This is a genomic window from Streptomyces similanensis, assembly GCF_039543625.1.
Classification (GTDB): Bacteria; Actinomycetota; Actinomycetes; order Streptomycetales; family Streptomycetaceae; genus Streptomyces; species Streptomyces similanensis.
Genome location: NZ_BAABKC010000085.1, coordinates 61,403 through 67,924 on the forward strand (window position 1 = coordinate 61,403; position 6,522 = coordinate 67,924).

General features: G+C 64.9%; 5 protein-coding genes. 2 read left to right on the forward strand and 3 right to left on the reverse strand.

Annotated elements, in window-relative coordinates; genetic code table 11:
• Together ABEB07_RS26830 and ABEB07_RS26835 are read right to left on the reverse strand one after the other, a co-directional pair.
• Entirely contained in the window at positions 1–909 is a 909-nt protein-coding gene (locus ABEB07_RS26830; protein WP_345670657.1) for a phosphotransferase, read from the reverse strand.
• 77 nt (positions 910–986) lie between these two features.
• Entirely contained in the window at positions 987–1,736 is a 750-nt protein-coding gene (locus ABEB07_RS26835) for a hypothetical protein (RefSeq protein WP_345670658.1), read from the reverse strand.
• A gap of 224 nt (positions 1,737–1,960) precedes the next feature.
• Between ABEB07_RS26835 and ABEB07_RS26840 the strand changes: the two genes are divergently transcribed.
• Positions 1,961–3,316 (forward strand): tetratricopeptide repeat protein, encoded by a 1,356-nt coding sequence (locus ABEB07_RS26840; protein ID WP_345670659.1) that lies wholly within the window; start codon positions 1,961–1,963, stop codon positions 3,314–3,316.
• Position 3,317: 1 nt separating this feature from the next.
• A complete protein-coding gene (locus ABEB07_RS26845; RefSeq protein WP_345670660.1) occupies positions 3,318–3,848 on the forward strand; it encodes an NUDIX domain-containing protein in 531 nt (176 codons plus the stop codon).
• A 189-nt stretch (positions 3,849–4,037) separates the two neighbouring features.
• Here ABEB07_RS26845 and ABEB07_RS26850 read toward each other — a convergent pair whose 3' ends face one another.
• A complete protein-coding gene (locus tag ABEB07_RS26850; protein ID WP_345670661.1) occupies positions 4,038–6,044 on the reverse strand; it encodes an ATP-dependent nuclease in 2,007 nt (668 codons plus the stop codon).
• Between the last annotated feature and the right edge of the window lie 478 nt (positions 6,045–6,522).

Consider the following 6,522-nt stretch of genomic DNA (forward strand, 5'->3'; position numbering starts at 1 on the left):
TCAGATCTCCAGGAGGTGGAGGACGTCGGTGAGGTGGCGGCGGACGGCCTTGATGTAGGCGGGGTCGGTGGCCGGGTCGTTGATCCAGCGGACGGCCTGTTCCATGAACCACTCGACGGCCCACATGCGGTGCCAGCCCAGGGCCCAGTTCTCGGCGGTGAGCCCGCCGCGTGGGGCGAGGGCGTCGGGGGTGCCGCCAGCGGTGACGTACTGCTCCAGGAAGACGCGAAGGCGCACGGGGTGCGGCGGATCGATGGTCCCGTGCCAGCTGGCGAGGTCGAGCAAGCCGGGGCCGGTGAAGGCGCGGGCGAAGTCGAGCAGCCTCCATCCGCGCTCGCCGATGTGGAGGCTGGTGGGGTGGAACTCGGAGTGCACCCAGCCGAACGGTTCCAGCGTCGCTCCGGCCGAGCGGGCCTCGGCCTGGGCGATACGGTCGAGCGTGTCCTCGACATCGTCGGCGTCCTGCCACCGATCGGCCTTGCGCAGCCGTTCGAGATGCTCAAGCGCCCTGGCCGGCAGCGTCCGCAGCCGGTTCTGGTCGAGTACGGGCAAGGGCGGAGCCGTACGGGTGCCGTGCAGGACCACGGCCGCAGCGACACCGTCGAGGTCGTCGGCCTCGCGGACGGACGGTCCGAGGTCCTCCATGAGCATGCCGAGCCAGCCGTCCAGGACGGCGGAGGCGTGGACCTGGGGGACGGGTACGCCGAGGGTGTGGGCCAGGCGGAGGGCCTGGTCCTCGCTGTCGAAGGGCTTCTTGGCGTACTTGAAGACGGCCGTGGAGCCGTCGGGGAAGGCCACGCGCTCGACACCGGACATGGACCACACGCGTACCTCCTCCCGTACAGCGGTGGTCTGGCCGGTCGCGGTGAGCAGGTTGTCGAGGAGTTCGGCGCTGGGGTTCGCGGTCACGTGAGGGCTCCGGGGGATGGTGGCGTCCGGGGCGGGCGAGGGAAGCCGGCCCGCCCCGGAGCCTGATCGGGTGGTGGTTACGCGGCGGGGTTCACGCGGTGGGCGTAGACCTGCTCGATCCAGCCCGCCTTGAACGCGGCGAGGTCGTCACGGAAGTTCGCCATCGAGGCACCGTAGGGAGCGACCACGCCGCCGGACTGGTCCGGCACGGACTGGCAGCCGTGCACGAGCCGGCCGCCCAGGGCGGCGTGGGCCTTGATGGACTCGATCCGGCGGTGCTCGTTGAACCAGCCGCCGTGGTAGACCTCGTCGAGCATCCCGCCCATCTCGTCATCCAGGTCGAAGACAACGGAGGTGGCGGCGGGAAAGAACCAGCACGGGCCGACGTTGGAGATGTGCCCGTCCAGCTCGACCTTGTTGAGCGCCATGAGCGTGGCGGCCTCGCGGAGCATCCGCAGGTGGTCGGCGGTGATCTGCGGCAGGCCGAGGCCGGCCAGGTGTTCCTCGCGGAAGAGGTACGCGTACACCTCGTACGCGGTGGCCACGACGCGGGCCGCGTCGGAGGTGGACTCGCTGTGCTGCTTGATGAAGTCGAGCGCGAGCTGCTCGACCGCGCTCTCGGTCGTCTCGTCCACGTCCAGGAGCTGGGACTTGACCAGCTCCCAGTCGGCGACGAGCCAGGTGTTCGACTCGAAGCGGAAGAAGTACTCGGCCGGGTCGATGGTGATGCGCCGGCCGTCGACCTGGATGCCGGGCAGGCGGCTCCAGCGCGGGTCGAACGCCTCGGGCAGCTCGACCGTGATGGCCATGGTGTCGATGGTGGTCACCGTGTTCTCCGTCTCTGATTGGCCGGGTTCGGGCACAGGAATGCCCGAGCCTGGTGTGGGCGTACGGAACTTCGGGGTGCCGCCCGGACCAAGGGGGAGCCTGGATCACGGTTGCGCCGTTCCGGGCGGCTGCTGATAAGTGAACCGGTGGTCACGCTGAGTGGGTACGGTGGAAGGCAGTTGAAGCGGTATACGCGGTTTACAGCTCCGGAGTGGAGGCGATCGTGGCGGCGCCGAGAGAACCCAACTCCCCTCTGCGCGACGTCATCGCGGCGGTCGGTTGCACCTACGAGGCCCTCGCCAGAGACGTGCGGCGCATCGCCGCCGAGAACGGCGAGATCCTCCAGACCAACAAGTCGGCCATCTCGCACTGGGTGAACGGCACCCGCACCGCGTCGGGCCGGGTAGGTCAGTACCTGGCCGAGGCGCTGTCCCGCCGAGCGGGGCGCACGGTCACCCAGACCGAGATCGGCCTCCAGGCAGGTGATGACGAAGCGCCGGCGGAATCCGACCCCGTCCTCGCCGCCACCGACCTGGGCCGCGCCGATGTCGAGCGGCGCCGCTTCCTCGCCATCGCGGCCTTCACCACCGCCGGCGTCGCCATGCCGCTCGGATACGACCACGAAGCCACCGCCCGCATGCTCCGCGCCCGCACCGGCACGTCCGTGGTCGGGACAGAGGACGTGGACGTCGTACGCCAGATCACCGCGGCCTTCAGCGCCGCCGACGAGCGCCTCGGCGGCGGGCACGGCCTGACCACCGTCACCGCGTATCTCGCCGACACAGCAGCCCCCATGCTGCGTGGACGTTTCCCCAGCGAAGCCTTACGCCGAACAGCCTTCGGCGCCGTCGCCGAACTCGCCTACCTCGCAGGGTGGAAGCACCACGACCTCGGCCAGGAAGGCGCCGCCCAGCGCTACTACCAGGTCGGCTACCAGCTCGCCTGCGAAGCCGACCCCCACGGGCACGCCGCCTGGATGATGCGCGCCCTCGCCCACCAGGCCCTCAGCCTCAAGCAGCCCCACCACTGCGTCGACCTCGTCGAAGGCGCCCTACGTACAGGTCTCGGCCACGTCGACGGCCAGACCGAGGCTCTCCTCCACATCACCCACGCCCGCGCCTACGCCGCCACCGACGAGAACTCCCTGGCCGCGCGCGCCCTACTCGCTGCCGAAGACGCCCTCCTCCGCGACGACGGCCCCCAGCCCAGCTACTCCCGCGTCAGCGGCCCCGCTGCCGGCACCGTGGCCAGCCACACCGCCCGCACCCTGACCGACCTCGCGGACCACATCGGCACCGAACAGCAGCACCGAGACGCCCTCACTCGCTGGGACCCCGAGAAGTACAAGCGCGTCCACGCCCTCACCCACGCCGACCTCGGCGACAGCCTTGCCGCCCAGGCCCGCGCCGACGAAGCGGTCGCAGCCTGGACCCAAGCCCTGGTCCTCATGGAAGGCATGACCTCCGACCGCACCCGCAAGGCGATCACCTCAATCCGCTCCACGCTCGCGGTCTACCAGCGCCGCCGCGTTCCCGGTGCCGCCGATCTCGCCCGCCGCGCCCGCGAGGCCCTCGCCTAACATGCCCAACAACCCGCCCGACGAAGGGAACACCGTGGCCCAGCAGACTGACGACCAGCCGAAGGCCCTCAAGCCGGCGCTCGAATCGATGACCCTGCTGGTCGCTGCGGTCATCGTCCACGACAAGGCCGCCAACCGCGTCGTCCTCCTCCAGCGCAGCGAGAACGCCAAGTTCGCCCAGGGCATGTGGGACCTGCCCGTCGGCAAGAGCGAGCCGGGCGAACCCATCACGGAGACGGCGGTCCGCGAGCTCTACGAGGAGACGGGCCTCACGGTGAAGCCCGAGTCCCTCAAGGTCGCCCACATCATCCACGGCGCCTGGGGCGTCGAGGCCCCCAACGGCTTCCTCACGGTCGTGTTCGCCGCCCACGAATGGACCGGCGAACCCGAAAACCGCGAACCCCGCAAGCACTCCCAGGTCCGCTGGGTCGACGCCAATGACATTCCGGAGGAATTCGTCGATACCACAGCGAGTGCCCTCCACGGGTATCTCTCTGCCAGGTCCCAGGTCTCGCTCGATGGCTGGCGCTGAGTGAAGGAAGGGAGAGTTTTCCAGCCTATCGAGAGGTTTGGGTGAGCCCATCTGATTCTGCCTGCTTGGGGATAAGCGGCTGAGTACGGTCGCCCGATGGGGTTGATCTAAAGAGGGATTCGAAGATCGCCTCGAATTCGCATTCATCTGAATCCTTGAACACGGCCAGCCCCTTGATGTCCTCGGCGGTCACGTGGCGTTCGCAGAAAGATCGAGCGCGATCGTTCTTGTTCGAGGACTCGTTGTTCTCCAGTGGCGGGTAGTAGTCCTCATTGCGCCGCGCTCCCATACGTAAATGTCATCTTTCCGTAGTTCCTGAAGCAGCTCGATCTTCATACGCCTAAGGTCAGGATCGGCAGCCTCTTCGAGAACTTTCCGCATGGCGCCCGAGGTGGATCGCGCAAAAAACGCGCTAACAGCGGCGTCGAGATCCTCCCATTCGCAAAGCCCTTGAGCGTATTGCTCTCGTGCCACCCTGGCCTGCTTCCAGAGATCCTGCACAGCACCGTTAACACGCATGCTCTTGAGCGTCTTTCCGGAGGGGTCGGCTCCTGAAGCAGCTACAATTTCGTTTGCCTTGGTGATGAGTCGATCCCGCAATTGATGACAAGCTTGGCTGGCTCCCAGTTTGTCAAACCCTTCCGTCAGGACGTCAAGGTCGGCGAGTACTGCAATCTGCATTTCGAACTGAGTGAAGAAACTTCTGTAGCGGGCGATACTTCCCTTTCCTTCGACTTTCGCAATTGCTGTCGCGCGCTTCTCGAAGTCCCATTCCGGATTGAGGGTCCGAGCGATGTGCGGGATCAGGATGTGGTCGCTCGGTCCCTCGACGAGCAAGACAGAGTTAGCGAAAAATGCCGCCTCGTTGTTTTCGTGCTTGATGATCTCAAATTGATCGCGTGCCTCAATGTTTGAAAGGTCGATCACGCGCGTCCGGCTTGCCGGAGGATCCAGGGAGTGGTCCTTAATGACCTTTACAAATGTTCCGGTCGCCCCAGGTGCGAAGAACGACGGCGAGTGGGTGCTGACCAGGACGTCGTTGAAATCGGAGAAGAACGCCAGAGCTTCGAACAGCTTCCGCTGTGCCTGGGGGTGCAGGAATACTTCGGGTTCCTCGAACAGGAGTAGGCAAGGTTGCTGAGAGCTGTCTGCCGTGACTGGTCGTGCGGTTTTCATGTCGACATACGCGCGAAGGATGGCGAATGCGACCGACCTTCGAAGGCCGTCTCCTTTGGTTCTGAAATGGCCGGTGACTCCATCGTCGATGGAGATTTGCGCTTCCTCGAGAAGGCTACGCAGGCGTGGAGGTGGGATCTCAAGGCGGACGCTTGCTCGTGGGAAGGATTCCTGGAGATTCCTCTGGATCAGCGATTCAATTTGTCGAACTTCAGAAAGGCGCTGGTCTGACTCCTCGCCGTCTTCGTCCGTGGTTACGTTCAGCTGCCCCCGGAGCGCCTCAAATGAGGATTCCAGCTCGGGAAGCTGGTGCTCGATTTGCCCGAAAAGTAGGCTAAGGAGCCGCCCAAAAGTTGCTGTGGATGTCGTCTTGAGTTCCTCGTTGAGCTCCTTGACGGCTGGAATGTAAATTGATTCCGGGAGCAGTGGGGTGATCGATTTGTCCATCCCGGTCGGCAAAGCATCGTCTCCCGTGACGAAGTCATCTTCACCGAGTGATTCAATTATCGTGGCGATCTCGCGCCTTACCGCTGCGCGATTGATCTTGTCATTGAGCTTTTGGGCAACTTCTGGGTATGTGGCCTTCACATTGGCGGCGATAACTTCGGAAGGCAATCCAGACTTCAAAGTGTCGTCGATGACGAGCTTTGTGTACCTGTGATCCCGGGGAACCCGAGTGACGACCAGGAAGGTTCCCTTCCCGGGTCCCGTGTACACCTTAGCGAGCGTGATTCGCCCGTTCCGGACCTCCCTCTCGATTCGAATTCGATGCCCGTCTTCGAGCCGCTTCAGGTCGGCTTCTCTCACCTCGGAGAAGGAGAGTTGAATTCGGATCGAGCGACTTCTGTCGAGAAAGTCGGTGTCGACTGCGGTACCCGACTTTAGGAACATGTTCAAAGCCTGGAACACGGACGACTTTCCGGCGTTATTCTCGCCGATAAGGCAGCCGAATCGAGAGAAAGGAATATCCACGTGTGTGAGGCCGCGGAAGTTCTCAATCTTGATCGTCTCAAGGCGCATGGTGCTCCAGGTGTTCAAGCCGCAGAGCGATCATCGTAGAGGCACATGAGGGACTGGCGGGCGTGATTCCGCACCACAGGTACCGGAGCTCGACGCTCGTGGCCGCGGGCTGGGCGGCCCCTGTGGCCCTACTGCCGTATCGATACTGTGCCGTTGAGTTCCGAGTGGGGCAGGCGTTGGAGGAGTAGTTCCGGCCACGGTCATGCGTCGGGCAGCATGCGCCAGCATGGCGGGCGCGTCGACCGAAGGCAGCGGGAGCGGTACTCGTGGACCTGCGGCGCGTGATCCGCTGAGCACGCAGCCCATCACGGCTCCATGGTGCGGAATCAGCCGTGCGTGCTGATTCGTCCTCGGGGCGGACGGGCCGCTGCCAAACTGTGTCTAGGGATCAGGTGACAGTGTCGTTGGGGGGGGGTGCCTCTATGTCTTCCGTCAAGGCGCCCAGGTTCTGTTTGGGATGGTTTGGGGTGTGGAGGTC